Below are 18,105 nucleotides of genomic sequence, written 5' to 3' on the forward strand. Positions count from 1 at the left end.
CCGCGGAACTCCCGGGCCTCGTCGCCGCCCCGCCCGCCGGGGAGCGGATGCGCTGCTTCGCCCCCCCGCCACGGCCTGCGCCTACACACCGCCGGCGGAGGCGTCCGTGACATCGCCTTCTGCCTCCGCTGCCACGCCGCGCCGGTCCTCGGACCCGGCGTGGTGCGGGAGTCGCCCGCCTCCGCCGGGGAGAGCGCACCGGCCCGCGAACCGCTGCGCCGCCTCCGCGCGGCCGAGGCCCGGTCGGCCTGAAGGCGCGTCACTCCCGGCGCAGACTGACCCCGCAGCCCGCGCACAGCGTGTACGTCCAGTAGCCGTCGCGCCAGAGCTCGGTGCCGGCCGGCCCGGTGCACACCCAGCACACCGAGTGGCCGCCGGGCGCCGGCCGCTCGGGCGGCCGGGCGTACAGCACGCGGCGCACCACCACCGGCAGCGGTTCGGCCGGGTGGCGCCGGGGGTCGGGGCAGTAGGCCAGGCCGTGCCGCCGGCGCCGCTCCGCCTGCCACGCCTCGGCGCGGCCGGGCTGCCGCCTGCCCGCGCGCTTCTCGCGCACCCGGCGCCCGGCGTACGCGGCCTCGGCGGCCAGCCACACCTGCCGGGCCGCATGGAGTTCCTCGACGGCCCGCACCAGCGACTCCGGGTCCTTCTCGGGCCTGCCAGGGATGCCCGCGCTCCCGCACAGGTGGTGGTACGTCGCCCGGAAGCCGTACGGAGCGAAGTGCTGCAGGCACGTCCGCAGATCGCCCAGCCGGCGGTGGACGGGCCGTGCCGCGTCGTGCACACGGGCCCGGTGCGTACCGAAACTGCTCATCCTCGTCCCCCTGTCGTCCCATGGAGAGGATGACCGCACCCTGCCCCATCCGACACTTCGGCGAGGCCGCTTCCCGTTACTTCCCCGCGCTTTCCCGCGCTTCTCCGAAAGCCGCGGACCGCGGTGCGGGTCACCCCGGCGGGTGATGGAACGGATGTGCGGTATTGGCCAATGTTTTCCGGTGCGTGCACCCGTCCAAAACGGAACGAACGCGCAGGCTTAGGCCGTAACGCCCGCTTGATCACCTAGCGTGTCGCCGCGTATTCGCACGGTGTTTGTCAAGTCTCTGCGACGGCTCACCGGATGCCCCTATGCTCCCTGTCACGCAGCGAGTCGCGGCCGTCACGGGTTGTCGCCGCCGCGTGCGGCGCCTCGGCGCCGCCATGCTCCGAAGCGGGGCGGCCGGAGGGCCTGCGGTTCCGGACGTCCCCCTCCGCGCAAGTGGCGTATGCCGGAGGCCTGTGCCGCCGGCATGTCCTCCGCGCCGCGCCCGCCGCCCGCCGTACGGCTCCACCGCACGGCCCGCCGTGCGGCACAGCCGTTCCGAAACGCCGTCCGTTCCACCAACCCCGCCCAGCCCCGTCCCACCGTCCACCCCAACGCCCAGAGGATGCCCATGGAGCCCGCCGGCTCGTTGACGGGAGGCCGACGCCCCTCTCCCGGGGGCTTGTGGCTCGCCTCCCCCGTACTGGTGGCCGCCTGCGCGGCCCTGGCCGCGCTCTCCGTCACCGCCCCGGCCCGTGCCGCGGTCGCCTGGTGCGGAGCCGCGGCGACGCTCGCGGTGGCCGCGGCCGCCTACGAGGTGGTACGCCGGGGCCGTGCGGTCACCGCCGCCCGGCAGCGGGCGGAACGCCAGCTCGCCGACCTGGAGCACTACTGCCTGGAGGTCATGCCGCCCGTCGTCGAGGCCGTGCAGCGCGGCGAGGCGCCCGGCGACGTACTGCCCCCCTCGCTGCACCCCGCCGACTCCGACCCGCGGCTGGTGGCCGCCCACGAGAAGCTGACCAACACCGTCGTGAGGGCGGTCCAGGACCGCGAGTTCCAGCGCGACTCCGCCCGCCGCGCGATCGTCAACATCGCCTGCCGCATCCAGGCCGAGATCCACCGCCTCCAGGCCGACCTGCGCAGGATGCAGTTCAAGCACCCGGCCCCCGAGATCCTGGGGGACCTGATGCACCTGGAGCACGGCGTCAACGTCGCCGGCCGCGTGGCCACCAGCCTGGCCGTCCTCGGCGGCGGCAGCCCGGCGCGCCAGTGGCAGAAGCCCGTCTCCCTCTACGACGTGCTGCGCGCGGGCAGCGCCCCCATCGCCGAGTACCTGCGCATCGAGCTGCACCGCATCGCCGAGGTCGCGGTGCTCGGCCCGGCGGTCGAGCCGCTGAGCCTGGTCTTCAGCGAGCTGATGGACAACGCCGCCCGCTACTCGCCGCCCAGCACCAAGGTGGTCGTCAACACCGAGGAGGTGGCCTCGGGCATCGAGGTCTCCATCGAGGACAAGGGCGTGGGCCTGACCGAGGAGACCCGCCGGCACGCCGAGTTCCTGCTCACCCAGGCGCAGAACGGGCTGGACCTGGAGGACCTCGGGGAGACGGCCCGTATGGGCCTGCGGGTGGCGGGCGTACTGGCGGGCCGCCTCGGGCTGCGGATCTCCCTGCGTCCCTCCACCTGCGACGGGGTGCGCGCGGTCGTCTTCGTCCCGCACGACCTGCTCACCGCGCTGCCCATGGAGGCCTACGCCCGGGTCGGCGGCCGTCCCCCCGGCCCGGTGGCCCGGCGGCACGCCATGGCCGGACCGACCCCGCCCGCGCCTACGGCCGCGGTCCGGTCCGCGGCCGGGCCGGACCCGGACGGCGAACCGCTCGTCGTCGAGCGGAACGTCAACGGACTGCCCCAGCGCCGCCGCCACCGCGCCGCCGTCCCCCCGGCCGGCCCGGTCGGTCCGGCCGGCACGGGGACCCTGGGCGGCAGGGCCGGTGTGTCCGGGGCACCGGGCGCGGAGGCGGCCGGGAAGTCGCCCCTGGAGGCCCACCCCGACATGGGGCTGTGGATGGGTGCCTTCTTCGCCCGGTCCGATACCGCCCGGTCCGACGGCGCCGGCCCCGGCGAGACCCCGCCCGCACCCCCGGCGGCCCCGGCACCCCCGGCGCCCCGGCGGGCGCCGGACCGACCCGCGGCCGGCGACGAGTCGTGAAACCAGTAGTGGAATCAGGTGATCTGCACGTGACGACGCAGCAGCGGCTCAAGAACATGGACTGGTTGCTCAAGGACCTGGCCGTCACCGTCCCCTGCACCCGGCACATCGTCCTGCTCTCCGCCGACGGCCTGTGCATGGCCCAGTGGGGCGCCGACAAGGACACGGCCGACCGGCTGGCCGCAGCCTCCTCCGGGCTCAAGAGCCTGGCGCAGTCGGTGGCCGCGGAACTCCCGCACAGCGAGGGCGGGGTGCGCATGGTCGTGCTGGAGGTGGACGGCGGCTTCTTCTACCTCATGGCCGCCGCCGCCAACTCCTACCTGGCGGTGACCGCCGACGAGGGGGTGGACGCCGGACTGATGAGCCAGCGCATGAGGGACCTGGTCATCAGGATCGGCGACCACCTCGCCAGTCCGCCCCGAGCACCCGAGCAGGCCCCGTGAGCGGGGACGGCCGAGGATGGGAACGGGACTGGGAGGAGGGCACGCCCGTTCCCCTGTACATCGTCACCGGCGGGCGCACCGACGCGGGAGAGGCACAGGTGCTCGACCTGGTCACGCTGATCGTGGCCCGGTCCGAGCCGCAGCCGGGGATGCGCCCCGAGCACGTCTCCATCCTGCGCCTGTGCGCCGGCCCGCTCTCCGTGGCCGAACTGTCCGCGTACCTGGACCTGCCGTTCAGCGCCGTCCAGGTGCTGCTGGCGGACCTGATCGCCGACTCCCTGGTGGAGGCGCGGCAGACCCGCGCGGCGCACACGGCCGCCGCGGACCCCGACGTCGAGATCCTGAAAGCGTTGATCGATGGACTGCAACGACTCTGAACCGCCGCTCGGCCCGCGGCACGAGGACCTGCTGCCGGCCTCCACCGAGAGGTCGGTCAAGGTGGTCGTCGTCGGGGGATTCGGCGTCGGCAAGACGACCATGGTGGGCTCCGTCAGCGAGATCCGCCCCCTGACCACCGAGGAGACGATGACCCAGGCCGGGGTCGGCGTGGACGACCTGTCCGGCGTGGAGCGCAAGACCGAGACGACCGTGGCCATGGACTTCGGCCGCATCACCCTCAACGACCGGCTCGTCCTCTACCTGTTCGGCACGCCCGGACAGCAGCGCTTCTGGTTCCTGTGGAACGGTGTGATCGCGGGCGCGCTGGGAGCGGTGGTCCTGGTGGACACCCGGCGCCTGGAGGAGAGCTTCCCGGCCATGGACCGCCTGGAACAGGGCGGCGTCCCCTTCGTCGTCGCCGTCAACAACTTCCCCGGCGCCCCCGTCCACCCCGTCCGCGACCTGCGGTCCGCGCTCGACCTGCCCGAGCACGTCCCCGTGGTCGGCTGCGACGCCCGCAGGCTCGACTCCAGCCGCGACGTCCTGCTGACGCTGATGCACCACCTCTACGACTCCGCCACCGCGACCCGGGAGTTCCTGTGAGCACGCCGCACTCCTCCGGACCGGGCCTTCCGTCCACCGGCCCCCTTCCCGGCCCGTCCACCGATCCGCACGGCGGTGCCCCGGCCGCCGGCGCGGTGCCCCCGCCGGGCTGCCCGGCCCACGCGGCGGGCGCCACACCCCTGTACGGACCCGAGGCGTCGGCCGACCCCCTGGGACTGTACGAGCGGATGCGGGCCGAGCACGGCGCCATCGCGCCCGTCCTGCTGGAGGGCGGCGTACCCGCCTGGCTGCTGCTCGGCTACGACGAGATCCTCCAGGTCGCCCGCAACCCGCGCCGCTTCGCCCGCGACCCCCGGCTGTGGCGCGACTGGCGGGAGGGCAGGATCCCCGGCGACTCGCCGCTGGCACCGGTACTGGCCTGGCGCCCCGACTGCATCTCCCAGGACGGCCCGGAGCACCGGCGGCTGCGCGGCGCGGTCAAGGACAGCCTGGAGCGCTTCGACCGGCGGGCCATCCGCCGCGCCGTCCACCGGCGCGCCCACCAGCTCGTCGACGCCTTCGCGACCGCCGGACAGGCCGAACTGGTCGGCCAGTTCGCCCTGTCGCTGCCCATGATGGTGCTGACCGACCTCTACGGGCTGCCGGAGGAGGAGGGGGCCCGCCTGGTCGAGGCCAGCCGGCAGCTCGTCGGCGGCACGGAGAAGGCGCTGGAGGCCGACCGGCACATCCACCGGATCCTGGGGCGGCTGGTCGCCGCCAAACACCTGGCGCCCGGCCCCGACCTGGCCTCCTGGCTGATCGCGCACGAGGCCGGACTCAGCGACGACGAGGTCCGCCAGCACCTTCGGCTCGTCCTCGTCCTGGCCCACGAGGCCACCACCAACCTGATGGTCGGCACACTGCGGATGGTGCTGACCGACCCGCGCTTCAGGGGCACCCTGAACGGCGGCCAGATGACCCTGCCGGCCGCCGTGGAGCAGATCCTGTGGGACGAGCCGCCGCTGACGGTGCTGCCCGGGCGGTTCCCCAGGTACGACATGGAGATCGCCGGGCGCGAGGTCCGCGAGGGCGACCTGCTGCTGCTCGGCCTGGCGGCCGGGAACGCCGACCCGGCCACCGGGCGCACCGCCGGCCAGGAGATGCACGGCAACCGCTCGCACCTGTCGTTCAACAGCGGGCCGCACGAGTGCCCGGGCCAGGACATCGGACGGGCCGTCACCGGCTCCGGGATCGACACCCTGATCGCCAGGCTGCCGGACCTGCGGCTGGCCGTTCCCGAGGAGGAGCTGACCTGGACCTCCTCGTCCTGGTCCCGCCGCCTGGACGCGCTGCCGGTGCGGTTCACCCCCCGCCACGACCGCAACCCCTTCGCCCGCCCCCCGGCCGGCGGGCGACGGCCGCGGCCGTCCGAGGCCGCTCCCGCGGCCGCCGCCCTCGCGGGGTCGGCCGCGCGCGCCGCGGACCCGGCTGCCCCGGCCGGTGCGGTACGTACGGGACCGGGCCGCGGGCCGGCCGGTCTGTGGCGGCGCCTGCGGGGGCGCGTACAGCCCGGCTGACGCGGGAGCGGCGCCGTGGCGGCACGGCGCTAGCGGGAGAGCGCGTCGCGTACGGCCTCCTCGCTGCGCCCCACGACCGCCGAGCCGTCGTCGGCGGTGATGATCGGCCGCTGGATCAGCCGCGGGTGCCCGGCCAGCGCGGCGATCCAGCGGTCCCGCTCGGCGGGCTCCTTCGGCCAGGACCTCAGGCCGAGCTCCTTGGCCTCGGCCTCCTGCGTCCGCGTGATGTCCCACGGCTCCAGACCGAGCCGCTCCAGCACCGCGCGCAGTTCGTCCTCGGTCGGCGGGTCCTCCAGGTAGCGGCGGACGGTGTACTCGGCGCCCTCCGCGTCCAGCAGCTTCACCGCGCTGCGGCACTTCGAGCAGGCGGGATTGATCCAGATCTCCATGCGCTTCACGGTAGCGGCCGCACGGCGGTGACAGGAGCAGCCGCCGCGCTGCCCGGGCACGGGCGTCAGACAAGCGGCGGAGGGAGGGCGTCCCCGGTCCGACGACCGTCCGTTTCCCGGGCCGCCCGCCTGCCGGGAAGAGCGGCTTTTCCCCGCTCTGACCAGCGAGAACGTGCTTCCGTCCGGCCTGTGCGCGGTGCTTGACGGCGAGTCGGGGGCTTCCTATGGTCTCCTCGTTCTACCGGAAGGATTCCGGAAGGTTTCTCTCCCCCCACGTCCCCCCACCGCGAGCCGGACCGGAGCACTCCCGGACGAGGAGAGCCCGGTCCCGGCCGCGCACCAGGAAGGAACCGGAGCCGACCATGACAACGAGCGCCACCGCGAAGGCCACCGCGAGGACCGCTGTGAGCCGCCCGCGCCGCCCGCGCCGCCTGCGCCGTCTCGCGGCGCCCCTGCTGCTCGCCGCCGGGCTCTGCATGAGCTCCCTGACCGCGGCGGGAACGGTCCAGGCCGCCGACGGCACCGTCGTCACCTCCACCCAGAGCGGCGGCCGGACCGTCTCGTTCACCTTCGACGACGGCCCCCACCCCACCCACACCCCGCGCCTGCTGGAGGTGCTGCGCAAGCACAACGTCAAGGCGACCTTCTGCCTGTGGGGCGACCACGTGCGGCAGTACCCGTACCTGGTGAGCCGGATCGCGGCCGACGGCCACCGGCTGTGCAACCACTCCATGGCCCACCAGGACATGGGCGGCTGGTCCCAGCAGCAGATACGCCAGAACCTGGAGCAGGTCAACAACGTGATCCGCCAGGCCGCTCCCGGCGCGCAGATCATCTACTTCCGGGCCCCGTACGGCAGTTGGGGGCAGTCCCCGCAGGTGGCGGCCTCGATGGGGATGCAGCCGCTGGGCTGGCGGACGGACATCGGCGACTGGCAGCCGCCGGGCACGAACGAACTGGTCCGCCGCATCATGCAGGGCGTCACGCCCGGGGCCGTGGTGCTGATGCACGACGGCGGCGGCGACCGCAGCCAGACCGTCTCGGCCGTCGACCAGACCATCCCGCAACTGAAGGCACAGGGCTACACGTTCGACCAGCCGGCCGTCCGCTGACCCTGGCCCCTGGCCCACCGCACCGGCCCCGGCGGGAACTCCCGCCGGGGCCGGTGCCGTCGTGCCGTACGCGGCCGTGCCGCGTGTGCGCGTCAGACGACGGTGCAGGAGACTCCGTTCAGGGTGAAGGAGGCCGGCTCGCCGGTGTCGCCGGTGTGGCTCGCCTGGAAGCCGATCCGCACACTGGCCCCGGCCGCCAGGTTGGAGTTGTACGAGGCGGGCCTGGCGGTCACCGCACCGCTGCCCGGGCTGTAGCTCGCACCCCAGCCGGAGACGATGGTCTGGCCCGCGGGCAGGTCGAAGGAGAGCGACCAGCCGCTCAGCGGCGCGCCGCCGGTGTTGGTGACGGTGACGGACGCGGTCAGCCCGGTGTTCCAGGCGTTGGTGGTGTAGGCGACCCGGCAGGCCCCCGGCTCGGGCTCGGGCTCGGGGTCCGGATCCGGGTCGGGGTCCGTGGAGCCGGTGCCGTCCAGGCCGAAGAACGTGACAGCCCGGGCCGCCATGCCGCCGGTGGGCAGGGAGTGCCCGACCCCCTGGACGCTGACGGCCTCCACCGGGGCCTGGTCACCGGTGCCGCCGTAGCGGGTGCGGACCCAGTTCGACTGCGGCCGGTCGGTGTACGCGGGCGTCGTGCTCACCCCGTGGACGTCCGTCCACTGCTCGATCTGCTCGTTGAAGTTGGGGTAGCGCAGGGTGCTGTCCTCGGTGCCGTGCCAGATCTGCATCCGGGGCCGGGGACCGCTGTAGCCGGGGTACGCGCCGCGCGCCAAGTCGCCCCACTGCCGCGGCGTCCTGTCCAGGGTGCCGTTCGCGCAGGAGCTGTTCCAGCCCGAGCCGTCGGTGGTGGCGAAGCAGGAGTGCGGTACGCCCATGAAGGCCGCGCCCGCCTTGAAGACGTCCGGGTAGTTGCCCACCAGGACGTTGGTCATCATCGCGCCCGAGGAGGCGCCGGTGACGTAGACCCGGCCCGGGTCGGCGTTCAGGCGCTGCAGCACATGGCCCACCATCGACCGGATGCCCACCGGGTCGCTGCCCCCGTCGCGCCGCAGCGCCTGCGGCGAGGAGACGTCGAAGCAGTTGCCGCTGCGGGTCGCCGACGGGTAGACCACGACGAACCCGTAACGGTCGGCCAGCGAGGCGAACTCGGTGCCGGAGTGGAACGCCGGGCCGGAGCCGGTGCAGTAGTGCACCGCCACCAGCACCGGCGGACGCGCCTGGACTTTGTCGGGCACGTACAGGTGCATGCGCAGGTTGCTGGGGTTGCTGCCGAAGTTCGTCACCTCGGTCAGTGAGGCGGCGGAGGCCGGGGGCGCGGCCAGGGCCACGAGCAGGGCCGCCACCATGGGCAGCACACCACCCAGCAGCGCCGCCAGGCGCGATCCGACCGGGCGCCCGGCGGCCCCGCTCGCCGCCGTGTGCACGGATCTGTCGGTCATGTTCATCTCCTTCCTAGACTGCGGAACGTGAAGGGACTGCTGCTGCGGCTGTCCGCGCTGGACGCGGACGCCGCCACCGCCGTACGCGTGATCGCCCACTTCGAGGCGCTGCTCGGCGGTGCGCTGGACCCGGTGACCCTGACGCGGTCCACCGCGGGACTGGCCGGGTGCGCGGCGGGGCTGGAACTGCCCGACGGCCGCGCGGCGCGGTTCGCCCCGGACGGCGCCGCCCTGGCGGGCGCGCCCGCGCACGTCTCCGGCCGGGTGGACCTGGAGCCGGCCGGTCGCGTGTGGCTGGAACGCCCCGGTGCGCCGGGGCCGTTCGACGAGCTGGTGCTGGAGTGGATGGCCATCGCCGCCCGTGTGCTGGCCGGGCGGCCCCGCCCGACCCGCACCCCCAGGGCCGCCGACCCGGCGCTGGTCGAACTGGTGCTGTCCGGGCGGGAGGCCGTCGAGGACCGCGCACGCGCGCTGCGGCTGCTGGGCCTGGAGCCCGGGACGCCGCTGCGGGTGATCGCGGTGGCGGCGGACGCGGCGGCGGGACCGGGCACGGACACGGGCGCGAGCAGGAGCGCGGACGCCGGGGTGGAGGCCGTCGCGCTGCTGGGGCGCGGCGCGCTGCGGGGCACCGTCCGGGTGGCGCGGGTCGGCTCGCTGGGAGCGGTACTGGTGCAGCGCCGGGACGGCGCATCCGGCGGGCCGGGAGCCTCCGGCGGACAGGCCGTCCCCGGCGGGCAGACGGCCTCCGGCTCCCGTCCGGGCGGCACCGCGTCACCGGCCGTGGAGCTGCGGGCGGCGATGCGCGAACGCGTCCGCGAGCGGAGCGCGGCCCGCAGGCCGGCCCCCGGCACACGCGTCGGGATCGGGTCGGAGGCCGACCCGCTGGACGCCCACGCCTCCTGGGCGCAGGCTCGCTCGGCCCTGCGGTTCGCGGTGGCGGGCGCTCCGGAGGAGGCGGTGGCCGACCACGACGAACTCGGCCCGCTCGTGCTGCTGGCCGACATCCCGGTGGAGCGGCTGCGCGCCCAGGCGGACGTACGGCGGCTGGGGGAGCTGGGGGAGCCGGCGCACGGCGAGCGCGGCGGCCCCACCACCGGGCAGGCCCGGCCGGGTGGTGAACTGCTGGCGGCCCTGGCCGCGTTCTGCCGCACCGGCTCGCTGCGGCAGGCCGCCGCCGAACTGCACCTGCACCACAGCTCGGTGGCCGCGCGCCTGTCGCACGTGGAGAAGGAGCTGGGCTGGCGGCTGCGCGACCCGCAGGACCGCTTCCGCGCCCAGCTCGCGCTGTACGCCCTGCGGCTGGCCGGTAACGGGGACGGCTGAGCGCTCACCTCCTCACCGGCCCAGCGCCCGGCCCAGCACCGCGACCGCCTCGGCCGTCGCCCGCCGGATGACGGCGGCGTGCTCCACCGCCCACGCGCCGTGGAAGGTGCCGGGGAGCAGGTGCAGTTCGGCGGGCACCCCGGCGGCCAGCAGGGCGCGGGCGTAGTCGATTCCCTCGTCCCGCAGCGGGTCGAACTCCATCACCGACACGTACGCGGGCGGCAGGCCCGCCAGTTCCATGACCCCGGCACGGGCGGGGACGGCGTAAGGGGAGACGTCGGCGGTGCCCCGCACCCCGTGCCCCAGATACGCGTCCCAGCTGATCGCGGCGTTGCGCCGGTTCCACACGGGCGCGTCGGTGAACCGCCGCGCGCTGGGGGTGGAGAGCCGGTCGTCGAGCGCGGGGGAGCACAGGTGCTGGAAGCAGACCGCCGGGCCGCCGCGGTCGCGGGCGAGCAGGGCCAGCCCGGCCGCGAGCCCCGCCCCGGCGCTGTCGCCCCACAGGGCGATCCGCTCGGGCAGCACCCCCAGCTCCCCGGACCGCTCCACCAGGCCGCACAGCCCGGCGTAGCAGTCCTCCAGGGGTGCGGGGAAGGGGTGCTCGGGCGCCAGCCGGTAGTCGACCGAGGCCACCACCACCCGCAGTTCCCGGCACAGCAGCAGGTTCCAGTCGTGGTCGACGTCCGGTGAGCCCAGCATGAAACCGCCGCCGTGCATGCCGTACACCGCGGGCAGCGGGCCGCGTACGCCCTGCGGCCGGTACAGCCGCAGCCGCACCCCGGGCGCTCCGGCCGGTCCGGGGACGCTGATCTCCCCGACGTCCACGCCGGCGGTGTCGGCCGCCGCCACCGCCGCGGCCACCTGCCCGGCCTGCGCGGCCCGCGCCGCGTCGAGGTCGAGCAGCTCCACCTCGGGAATCAGCGGGAGCGCCGCGGCCAGTTCGGGGTCGAACCGGTGGCGCGGGCTCATCTGCGTCCTCCGATCGTCGGCCCAGGGCACGGCGGGGTGTGCGGCGGCGTTGTGATGAGACGGTGTCACGGGCTTCCTCCCAGGTCATCAGACGGGTGTCGGGAGTACGGCCGTCCGGGCCCGACACCTGTGCGCTTTCCACTGCGTTCTCCCCGCCGGCCGGCCCGGCGACCGGCCCGGTGAGGACGCCGGAAGCCGCCCTGGCCAGCGAGAACACCTCCCCGGCGCGGGAAGCGGGCCGCTCTTGACGCCAGCACGGGGCCTCCCTATCGTCTCCCCGCTCGACCGGAAATTTTCCGGAAGGCGCCGATCCACGCCGTACGGGCCCGCCGCCCGGCCGCCGGTGGAGCCCCGGGGCCCGACGGGAGCACCAGAAAGGGACCAGCCTTGACCACGACCGCCACCCCCTCCGGAAGACCCGCCCCCGGCACGGCGCGCCCCCGGCGCGCCCGCGGGCTGCGCCGCCTGGCGATGCCCCTGCTGCTCTCCTGCGGGATGTGCCTGGGCGTCCTGGCCGCGGCCGGCCCGGCCCAGGCCGGCCAGGTGAACGACACCGTCGTCGAGACCACCCGGCACAGCGGCAGGACCGTCGCCCTCACCTTCGACGACGGCCCCGACCCCGACGACACCCCGCGCCTGCTGGAGGTGCTGCGCAAGCACCGCGTCAAGGCGGTCTTCTGCCTGTGGGGCGACCACGTCGAGGAGCACCCCGAGCTGGTCCGCAGGATCGTCGCCGGCGGCCACACGCTGTGCAACCACACCATGCACCACGACGACATGGCCACCTGGTCCCCCGAGGACATCCGGGCGGACCTGGCCGAGACCAACGCCGCGATCCGCCGCGCCGCCCCGGGCGCGCGGATCCCCTACTTCCGCGCCCCGTACGGCAGTTGGGGGCAGACGCCGCAGGTGGCGGCCTCGATGGGGATGCAGCCGCTGGGCTGGCGGCTGGTGATCGGCGACTGGGAGCCGCACAGCGCCGACGAGTTCGCCCGCCGCATCACCGAGGGCGTCACGCCCGGGGCCGTGGTGCTGCTGCACGACGGCGGCGGCGACCGCAGCGCGACCGTCGAGGCCGTCGACCGGGCCATCCCGCGGCTCAGGGCCGAGGGCTGGCGTTTCGACAAGCCCGCCCGCCGCGGCTGAGCCCGCCCGTGACCGGCCCGGCCAGACCACGAAGCCATCGGGAGACCCGCATGAGACCGAACACGACGCGGTTCGCCTTCCTCCGCGACCGCGCGGGGCGGGCGAGCGGCTACGTCGTCGCCCTGCTCACCGGAGCCCTGCTCATGGGCACGGCTCCGTCCACCCCCGCCGCCCCGGGCGACTCCCCGGCATCCGCCGGGAGCACCGCCGGGAGCGAGGCGGGCAAGCACTCGGGCCGCGCCTGGGTGGGCACCTGGTCCACCACGCCCACGGCCGTCCCCGCCTCGGACACCACCGTGTTCGAGGACCAGACCATCCGACAGACCGTCCGCACCAGCATCGGCGGCGACAGGGTGCGCATCCGGCTGTCGAACGAGTTCGGCGACCGGCCCCTGGTCGTCGGCGAGGCCCGCATCGCCCGCCGCGCCGAGGACGGCGGGCCCACCGCCGTCGACAAGCGCACCGACCGCGCGCTCACCTTCGGCGGGCGCTCCTCGGTGACCGTCCCCGCGGGCGCGCCCATGCTCAGCGACCCGGTCTCCCTGCGGGTGCCGGCGGGCTCCGACCTGGTGGTGAGCATCCACCTGCCCGAGCGCACCCCGGGCTCGACGGTCCACGCGTTCGCCTTCCAGCACAACCACGTCGCCTCCGGCAACGTCACCGGGCACGCGGACATCACACCGACCGCCACCGTCGACCGCTGGTACTTCCTGACCGGCGTGAGCGTGAGCGCCGACCGCTCCAGGGGGGCCGGGAAGGCCTCGGCCGTCATCGCCCTCGGAGACTCCATCACCGACGGCTCCGACACCGAGGTGAACGCCAACCACCGCTGGCCCGACTTCCTCGCCCGGCGCCTGGCCGAGGCCCGCGGACCGTACCCGCGGGGCGTGCTCAACCAGGGCGTCAGCGGCAACCGCCTGCTGCACGACCCCAACCCCCCGGCCGGGACCGGCGCCGAGAACTACGCGGCCTACTTCGGCCAGAGCGCGCTGCGCCGCTTCGACCGCGACGTGGCCGCCCAGCCCGGCGCCGAGCACGTCATCGTCCTGCTGGGTGTGAACGACCTCGGCCACCCGGCCGCGGGCACCGCGCCGGCCTCGGAGAAGGTCACCGCCCAGGACGTCATCGACGGCCACCGCCAGCTCATCGCCCGCGCCCACGAGCGGGGACTGAAGGCCTACGGCGGCACGATCCTGCCTTTCAAGGGCGACACCTTCGGCTTCCACAGCAAGGAGAGCGAGGCCGCCCGCCAGGCCGTCAACCACTGGATCCGCACCAGCGGGGAGTACGACGGGGTGATCGACTTCGACCGGGCCCTGCGCGACCCCGCCGACCCCGAGCGCCTGCTGCCGCGCTACGACAGCGGCGACCATCTCCACCCCAGCGACGCCGGGGCGGAGGCGATGGCCGACGCCGTCCCCCTCCACCTGCTGCGCTGACCGCGCCCCGCACCGCGCGGCGCCCGTGCCGGAGGGGGCACGGGCGCCGCGCCACGTTCGGCATCCGGGACGCTCACAACCCGGGCAGCGCCTCCTGCTCGACCTCCCAGCGCCCGGGGGCCGGGGCCGCGCGCAACGCCAGCTTCTCCCGGCACTCCACCCCCAGGCCCCACAGCCGCGCCTGCCGGTCGCGCAGCGGCCGTCCGCACATCCGGCACGTCACGCGCGGCCGGCCCCCTCCGGACGGTTCGGGGCTGCCGGGGAGCGGTACGGGCTCGGGTCCGGGATCGGGCTCGGCGGTCATCCCACCGGTCTACCAGGCCGCGCACCGGCGCGCGAGAACGGCTCCCGCGGACGCCGACGCCGGAGCCCGGTCAGACGAAGGTGCACGGCACGACGTGGTGGAAGCGGAACATTCTGAAGACGAGGGCGACCCTGCGCGGGACCCGGCACAGGCGCAGCCGCCCGGAGGCGGCGGCGCAGCGGTGGTGCAGCCGGAGGAACAGGTTGATGCCGGAGCTGTCGCAGAAGGTGACGTCGGACAGGTCGATCACCAGCTCCCGGCGGGAGTCCGCAAGCTCCGCGAGGGCGGGTTCCAGGCCCGCCGCGGTGTGGAGGTCGAGCTCGCCCGACAGGTGGACCATCGAGGGCGTCCCGAGCGGCGGCGGTGCTGCGAGGGTGGACCCGGCTGTCATGGAGGCACCTTCTTCGGTGTTCTTGGGTGTTCTTCGGTGTGAGGGTCGAACGAAGCCCTGTTGCCCGCCGGGTGCGGCGGGCACGGGTACGACCTCATCACCGCAGGCCGGGTGCCGGTAAGTCCCGGACGGGCCCCGGCGGAGGGCCGAAGGTCCCCTCAGCCGGGGCCCGTCGGCCATCCGCCATCCGCCATCCGCCATCCGCCATCCGCCATCCGCCATCCGCCGTCCGCCATCCGCCGTCCGGCGACCCGGGCGGGCTGCCCGCGGGTGTCGGCAACGGGGTGAACCGCGCTGCGCGGCGGTTTGCCCACCGCGCCCCCCATGGCACCCGGCGGCGGGAGGTGGAGCACGTGGGTTTCCAGGGACTCCAGATCGAGGAGAACGACCGGTTCGAACGCGGTGAGTGGGCGTTCGAGCGGATCGCCTGGGTGGTGATGGCCGCGATCGTCGCCGCGGCGCTGGTCGGCCTCTTTGGCGGACTGGGCGTCTTCGCCTCCCGGCAGGCGTCGGCCGCCGCGGGCGCGCTCACGGTCGAATATCCGGGGCTCACCCGTTACACGGCCAAGACCGACCTGCGGATCACCACCGGCGCTGCGGCCGTCTCCGAGGGCCAGGTGGCGCTGACCCTGTCCTCGGACTGGGTGGACGGTGCCGACATCAACCAGGTGATCCCCGAGCCGGACACCTGGGAGAGCACACCGGACGGGCTGCGGCTGACCTTCCCCGCCGGCGCGGCCCCGCCCGAGGTCCGGATCTCCTACCGGCCCGACGTCATCGGCTCCCACCCCGGCACCGTCACCGTCGGGGAAGCCGGACCCGCGGTCGACTTCCAGCAGTTCGTCTACCCCTGAGCCTGCGGGGCCCGCCCCAGGTCTGTCGGAAGGAGGCCGCCGTGGAGTCGGTGGTGCGCGCCCTGGTCGTCTACCTGTTCATCCTGCTGCTGCGGGCCGGCGGGAAGCGGTCGCTGTCCAGCATCAACACCTTCGACCTGGTCCTGCTGCTGATCATCAGCGAGGCCACCCAGCAGGCACTGCTGGGCGACGACTTCTCCCTGACCACCGCCGCGCTGGTCGTCACCACCTCGTCGCGGTGGACCGGCTCACCGACTACCTCGGTTTCCGCTTCCCGGCCTTCTCCCGGATCACCGACAGCACCCCGGTGGTCGTGGTGGACGACGGACGGCTTCTGACCGACCGGCTGAAGCGACTGCACATCACCGAGTCGGACATCCTCCAGGCCGCACGGCAGAGCCAGGGGCTGGAACGCATGGACCAGATCAGGTACGCGGTACTGGAGAAGACCGGCAGGATCAGCGTCGTCTCCCGCGGGCAGTAGCCCGCGGAGACATGGGCGCCCCGGTCGCCCGGCTCGGCCCCGGGGCCACGCCGCCACGAACGCCGCCGCGCCCCGCCCGGCCTGCTTTCTCGCAGGTGGGACGGGGCGCGGCGGCGCCGGCCGATCAGAGGTCGAAGTACATCTCGAACTCGTGCGGGTGCGGACGGAGCTGGATCGGGGCGATCTCGTTGGTGCGCTTGTAGTCGATCCAGGTCTCGATCAGGTCTGCGGTGAAGACGCCGCCGGCCTGCAGGTACTCGTTGTCCTCCTCCAGGGCCTCCAGGACGGCCGGCAGGGAGGTCGGCACCTGCGGGACGCCCGCGTGCTCCTCCGGAGCCAGCTCGTAGAGGTCCTTGTCGATCGGCTCGGCCGGCTCGATCTTGTTCTTGACGCCGTCCAGGCCGGCCAGCAGCAGGGCCGAGAAGGCCAGGTACGGGTTGGAGGACGGGTCCGGGGCGCGGAACTCCACGCGCTTGGCCTTCGGGTTGGAGCCGGTGATCGGGATGCGCATCGCGGCGGAGCGGTTGCGCTGCGAGTACACCAGGTTCACCGGGGCCTCGAAGCCGGGCACCAGGCGGTGGTAGGAGTTCACCGTCGGGTTGGTGAAGGCCAGCAGCGACGGGGCGTGCTTGAGGATGCCGCCGATGTAGTACCGGGCGGTGTCCGACAGGCCCGCGTAGCCCTGCTCGTCGTAGAACAGCGGCTCGCCGCCGGACCACAGCGACTGGTGGACGTGCATGCCCGAGCCGTTGTCGCCGAAGATCGGCTTCGGCATGAAGGTGGCGGTCTTGCCGTTGCGCCAGGCGACGTTCTTGATGATGTACTTGAACAGCATCAGGTCGTCGGCGGCCGCCAGCAGCGTGTTGAACCTGTAGTTGATCTCCGCCTGGCCGGCGGTGCCGACCTCGTGGTGCTGGCGCTCGACCTTCAGGCCGACCCGGTCCAGCTCCAGGGACATCTCGGCGCGCAGGTCGGCGAAGTGGTCGACCGGCGGGGTCGGGAAGTAGCCGCCCTTGTAGCGGACCTTGTAGCCGCGGTTGTCCTCCAGCGCACCGGTGTTCCAGGCGCCGGCCTCGGAGTCGATGTGGTAGAAGGACTCGTTCGCGCTGGTCTGGAAGCGGACGCTGTCGAAGACGTAGAACTCGGCCTCGGGCCCGAAGTAGGCGGTGTCCGCGATGCCGGAGGAGGCGAGGTACGCCTCGGCCTTCTTCGCCACGTTGCGCGGGTCCCGGCTGTACTGCTCGCCGGTGATCGGGTCGTGGATGAAGAAGTTGATGTTGAGCGTCTTGTCGCGGCGGAACGGGTCCAGGCGGGCGGTGGACAGGTCCGGCAGCAGCGCCATGTCGGACTCGTGGATCGCCTGGAAGCCGCGGATCGAGGACCCGTCGAAGGCCTGCATCTCGGACGGGTCGAACGTCGAGGCCGGGATCGTGAAGTGCTGCATGATTCCCGGCAGGTCGCAGAAGCGGACGTCGACGAACTTCACGTCGTTGTCCGCGATGTACTTCTTTGCCTCGTCGGCGTTCTGGAACATCCAAGTCCTCCTAGTCCCGCCGCGAGGGGACGGGGTGGCAGCTCGAGTGGCAGTCCAGTGCGATGTCCTGCTGTCGCCCGACCTTAGATTTGCGGGATTTCTCAAGCATGACCCATTTGTTTCGGTGATGTTAACCGGACGAGTGTGCGGACGGTCGCTTTCGGTACCGCCCTGGTGCCGTCCTCGGCGCCGCCCTCGCGGCCGTGTGCGGCCCCCGCAGCCCGGCCGGGTACCCCGGAAGGCCGCGCGTTACCGTTGACGGGTGGACAACAGGCAAGCAATCGGATCCTGGCTCTCGGGCCCCAGGGCCGCGGCCGAGCAGATGGGCGCGGACTTCGGCTACCGGGGCGAGCGGCTGGGCCTGCCCCAGGACGGGCCGGGGTCGGTCGCCCCGCTGGGACGCCGGTTCGGCGCGATCTTCGTCGACTGGGGCCTGTGCATGCTGATCGCATACGGTCTGCTCACGGGCGGCGACCTCGGCTCGGCGGGGAACTGGGCCCTGCTGGTCTTCGCGGTGCTCGGTGTCCTCACCGTCGGCACGGTCGGCTCCACGCCGGGCAAGCGGCTGCTGGGCCTGCGGGTGGTCTCCGTGGGCGGCGGGCGGCTCACGATGCCCCGCGCGGTGGTGCGCACGGTCCTGCTGGCGCTCGCCGTGCCGGCGCTCGTGTGGGACCGCGACTCGCGCGGCCTGCACGACAGGCTCTCCGGCGCCGTACAGGTGCGGATCTGAGCGACTACCGCCCCTCGGCGGTATGACGGCGGTATGACGACGACCCGCCGC

The 18,105-nt window shown here is 74.1% G+C and carries 20 protein-coding genes; 13 read left to right on the top strand and 7 right to left on the bottom strand.

What is annotated here, in order from left to right:
• Positions 1-259: 259 nt before the first annotated feature.
• Positions 260-811 carry a hypothetical protein gene (locus BMY40_RS03095; protein WP_143071732.1) on the bottom strand — a complete coding sequence of 184 codons (552 nt, stop codon included), beginning with the start codon at positions 809-811 and terminating at the stop codon, positions 260-262.
• Positions 812-1,478: 667 nt separating this feature from the next.
• Between BMY40_RS03095 and BMY40_RS27885 the strand changes: the two genes are divergently transcribed.
• Genes BMY40_RS27885 through BMY40_RS03120 form a run of 5 tightly spaced genes read left to right on the top strand, consistent with a single transcriptional unit; the run spans position 1,479 to position 5,943 of the window.
• The gene (locus BMY40_RS27885) at positions 1,479-3,002 is read left to right on the top strand and encodes an ATP-binding protein (RefSeq protein ID WP_093655037.1); all 1,524 of its coding nucleotides are present in this window, start codon (positions 1,479-1,481) and stop codon (positions 3,000-3,002) included.
• A 56-nt stretch (positions 3,003-3,058) separates the two neighbouring features.
• Complete coding sequence (locus BMY40_RS03105) at positions 3,059-3,445, top strand: roadblock/LC7 domain-containing protein (RefSeq protein ID WP_093655744.1); 387 nt, start codon at positions 3,059-3,061, stop codon at positions 3,443-3,445.
• Positions 3,442-3,822, top strand: a complete 381-nt coding sequence (locus BMY40_RS03110; RefSeq protein WP_093655039.1) for a DUF742 domain-containing protein — start codon at positions 3,442-3,444, stop codon at positions 3,820-3,822. Before BMY40_RS03105 ends, BMY40_RS03110 begins: the two co-directional genes overlap by 4 nt.
• Entirely contained in the window at positions 3,803-4,426 is a 624-nt protein-coding gene (locus BMY40_RS03115) for a GTP-binding protein (protein ID WP_093655040.1), read from the top strand. The genes BMY40_RS03110 and BMY40_RS03115 overlap by 20 nt, the downstream gene beginning before the upstream one ends.
• Positions 4,423-5,943, top strand: a complete 1,521-nt coding sequence (locus tag BMY40_RS03120; RefSeq protein WP_245769803.1) for a cytochrome P450 — start codon at positions 4,423-4,425, stop codon at positions 5,941-5,943. Before BMY40_RS03115 ends, BMY40_RS03120 begins: the two co-directional genes overlap by 4 nt.
• 29 nt (positions 5,944-5,972) lie before the next feature.
• Here BMY40_RS03120 and BMY40_RS03125 read toward each other — a convergent pair whose 3' ends face one another.
• Complete coding sequence (locus tag BMY40_RS03125) at positions 5,973-6,332, bottom strand: arsenate reductase family protein (RefSeq protein WP_093655042.1); 360 nt, start codon at positions 6,330-6,332, stop codon at positions 5,973-5,975.
• A 362-nt stretch (positions 6,333-6,694) separates the two neighbouring features.
• Between BMY40_RS03125 and BMY40_RS03130 the strand changes: the two genes are divergently transcribed.
• On the top strand, positions 6,695-7,444 hold the full coding sequence (locus BMY40_RS03130; RefSeq protein ID WP_218158213.1) for a polysaccharide deacetylase family protein: 750 nt from the start codon (positions 6,695-6,697) through the stop codon (positions 7,442-7,444).
• Positions 7,445-7,536: 92 nt separating this feature from the next.
• On the opposite strand, the gene BMY40_RS03135 is transcribed toward BMY40_RS03130, so the two are convergent.
• Positions 7,537-8,880, bottom strand: a complete 1,344-nt coding sequence (locus BMY40_RS03135; RefSeq protein ID WP_093655044.1) for an extracellular catalytic domain type 1 short-chain-length polyhydroxyalkanoate depolymerase — start codon at positions 8,878-8,880, stop codon at positions 7,537-7,539.
• A 27-nt stretch (positions 8,881-8,907) separates the two neighbouring features.
• Between BMY40_RS03135 and BMY40_RS03140 the strand changes: the two genes are divergently transcribed.
• Positions 8,908-10,203 carry a helix-turn-helix domain-containing protein gene (locus BMY40_RS03140; RefSeq protein WP_093655046.1) on the top strand — a complete coding sequence of 432 codons (1,296 nt, stop codon included), beginning with the start codon at positions 8,908-8,910 and terminating at the stop codon, positions 10,201-10,203.
• 12 nt (positions 10,204-10,215) lie between these two features.
• Here the strand turns inward: BMY40_RS03140 and BMY40_RS03145 are convergent, their stop codons facing one another.
• Positions 10,216-11,172 carry an alpha/beta hydrolase gene (locus BMY40_RS03145; RefSeq protein ID WP_093655048.1) on the bottom strand — a complete coding sequence of 319 codons (957 nt, stop codon included), beginning with the start codon at positions 11,170-11,172 and terminating at the stop codon, positions 10,216-10,218.
• Positions 11,173-11,559: 387 nt separating this feature from the next.
• Between BMY40_RS03145 and BMY40_RS03150 the strand changes: the two genes are divergently transcribed.
• Positions 11,560-12,318, top strand: a complete 759-nt coding sequence (locus BMY40_RS03150; protein WP_218158214.1) for a polysaccharide deacetylase family protein — start codon at positions 11,560-11,562, stop codon at positions 12,316-12,318.
• A 50-nt stretch (positions 12,319-12,368) separates the two neighbouring features.
• Positions 12,369-13,757 (top strand): SGNH/GDSL hydrolase family protein, encoded by a 1,389-nt coding sequence (locus tag BMY40_RS03155; protein WP_245769804.1) that lies wholly within the window; start codon positions 12,369-12,371, stop codon positions 13,755-13,757.
• A gap of 73 nt (positions 13,758-13,830) precedes the next feature.
• Here BMY40_RS03155 and BMY40_RS03160 read toward each other — a convergent pair whose 3' ends face one another.
• Entirely contained in the window at positions 13,831-14,061 is a 231-nt protein-coding gene (locus tag BMY40_RS03160; protein WP_093655050.1) for a DUF6011 domain-containing protein, read from the bottom strand.
• 70 nt (positions 14,062-14,131) lie between these two features.
• A complete protein-coding gene (locus tag BMY40_RS27890; RefSeq protein ID WP_093655052.1) occupies positions 14,132-14,452 on the bottom strand; it encodes an STAS domain-containing protein in 321 nt (106 codons plus the stop codon).
• Between the two features lie 353 nt (positions 14,453-14,805).
• On the opposite strand from BMY40_RS27890, the gene BMY40_RS03170 reads away from it, so the two are divergent.
• From BMY40_RS03170 to BMY40_RS28210, 3 genes are read left to right on the top strand one after another with little or no spacing between them, the layout of a single operon-like run.
• On the top strand, positions 14,806-15,306 hold the full coding sequence (locus BMY40_RS03170) for a hypothetical protein (RefSeq protein WP_093655054.1): 501 nt from the start codon (positions 14,806-14,808) through the stop codon (positions 15,304-15,306).
• Between the two features lie 41 nt (positions 15,307-15,347).
• Entirely contained in the window at positions 15,348-15,644 is a 297-nt protein-coding gene (locus tag BMY40_RS03175) for a DUF421 domain-containing protein (RefSeq protein WP_218158215.1), read from the top strand.
• A complete protein-coding gene (locus BMY40_RS28210) occupies positions 15,620-15,790 on the top strand; it encodes a YetF domain-containing protein (protein ID WP_218158216.1) in 171 nt (56 codons plus the stop codon). Before BMY40_RS03175 ends, BMY40_RS28210 begins: the two co-directional genes overlap by 25 nt.
• A 124-nt stretch (positions 15,791-15,914) precedes the next feature.
• Here BMY40_RS28210 and glnA read toward each other — a convergent pair whose 3' ends face one another.
• A complete protein-coding gene (gene glnA / locus BMY40_RS03180) occupies positions 15,915-17,324 on the bottom strand; it encodes a type I glutamate--ammonia ligase (RefSeq protein WP_093655056.1) in 1,410 nt (469 codons plus the stop codon).
• 262 nt (positions 17,325-17,586) lie between these two features.
• Between glnA and BMY40_RS03185 the strand changes: the two genes are divergently transcribed.
• Positions 17,587-18,054, top strand: coding sequence for an RDD family protein (locus tag BMY40_RS03185; protein ID WP_093655058.1), 468 nt, complete (start codon positions 17,587-17,589; stop codon positions 18,052-18,054).
• Positions 18,055-18,105 lie beyond the last annotated feature (51 nt).

The sequence above is a fragment of the Streptomyces radiopugnans genome, assembly GCF_900110735.1.
Taxonomy (GTDB): Bacteria; Actinomycetota; Actinomycetes; order Streptomycetales; family Streptomycetaceae; genus Streptomyces; species Streptomyces radiopugnans.

Bases quoted from the DNA above. Each gene is read 5' to 3' on its own strand.
- BMY40_RS03145 (WP_093655048.1), bottom strand. From the start codon at position 11,172: ATGAGCCCGCGCCACCGGTTCGACCCCGAACTGGCCGCGGCGCTCCCG.
- BMY40_RS03115 (WP_093655040.1), top strand. From the start codon at position 3,803: ATGGACTGCAACGACTCTGAACCGCCGCTCGGCCCGCGGCACGAGGAC.
- glnA (WP_093655056.1), bottom strand. From the start codon at position 17,324: ATGTTCCAGAACGCCGACGAGGCAAAGAAGTACATCGCGGACAACGAC.
- BMY40_RS03135 (WP_093655044.1), bottom strand. From the start codon at position 8,880: ATGACCGACAGATCCGTGCACACGGCGGCGAGCGGGGCCGCCGGGCGC.
- BMY40_RS03095 (WP_143071732.1), bottom strand. From the start codon at position 811: ATGAGCAGTTTCGGTACGCACCGGGCCCGTGTGCACGACGCGGCACGG.
- BMY40_RS03125 (WP_093655042.1), bottom strand. From the start codon at position 6,332: ATGGAGATCTGGATCAATCCCGCCTGCTCGAAGTGCCGCAGCGCGGTG.
- BMY40_RS27890 (WP_093655052.1), bottom strand. From the start codon at position 14,452: ATGACAGCCGGGTCCACCCTCGCAGCACCGCCGCCGCTCGGGACGCCC.
- BMY40_RS03155 (WP_245769804.1), top strand. From the start codon at position 12,369: ATGAGACCGAACACGACGCGGTTCGCCTTCCTCCGCGACCGCGCGGGG.
- BMY40_RS03105 (WP_093655744.1), top strand. From the start codon at position 3,059: ATGGACTGGTTGCTCAAGGACCTGGCCGTCACCGTCCCCTGCACCCGG.
- BMY40_RS03160 (WP_093655050.1), bottom strand. From the start codon at position 14,061: ATGACCGCCGAGCCCGATCCCGGACCCGAGCCCGTACCGCTCCCCGGC.
- BMY40_RS03130 (WP_218158213.1), top strand. From the start codon at position 6,695: ATGACAACGAGCGCCACCGCGAAGGCCACCGCGAGGACCGCTGTGAGC.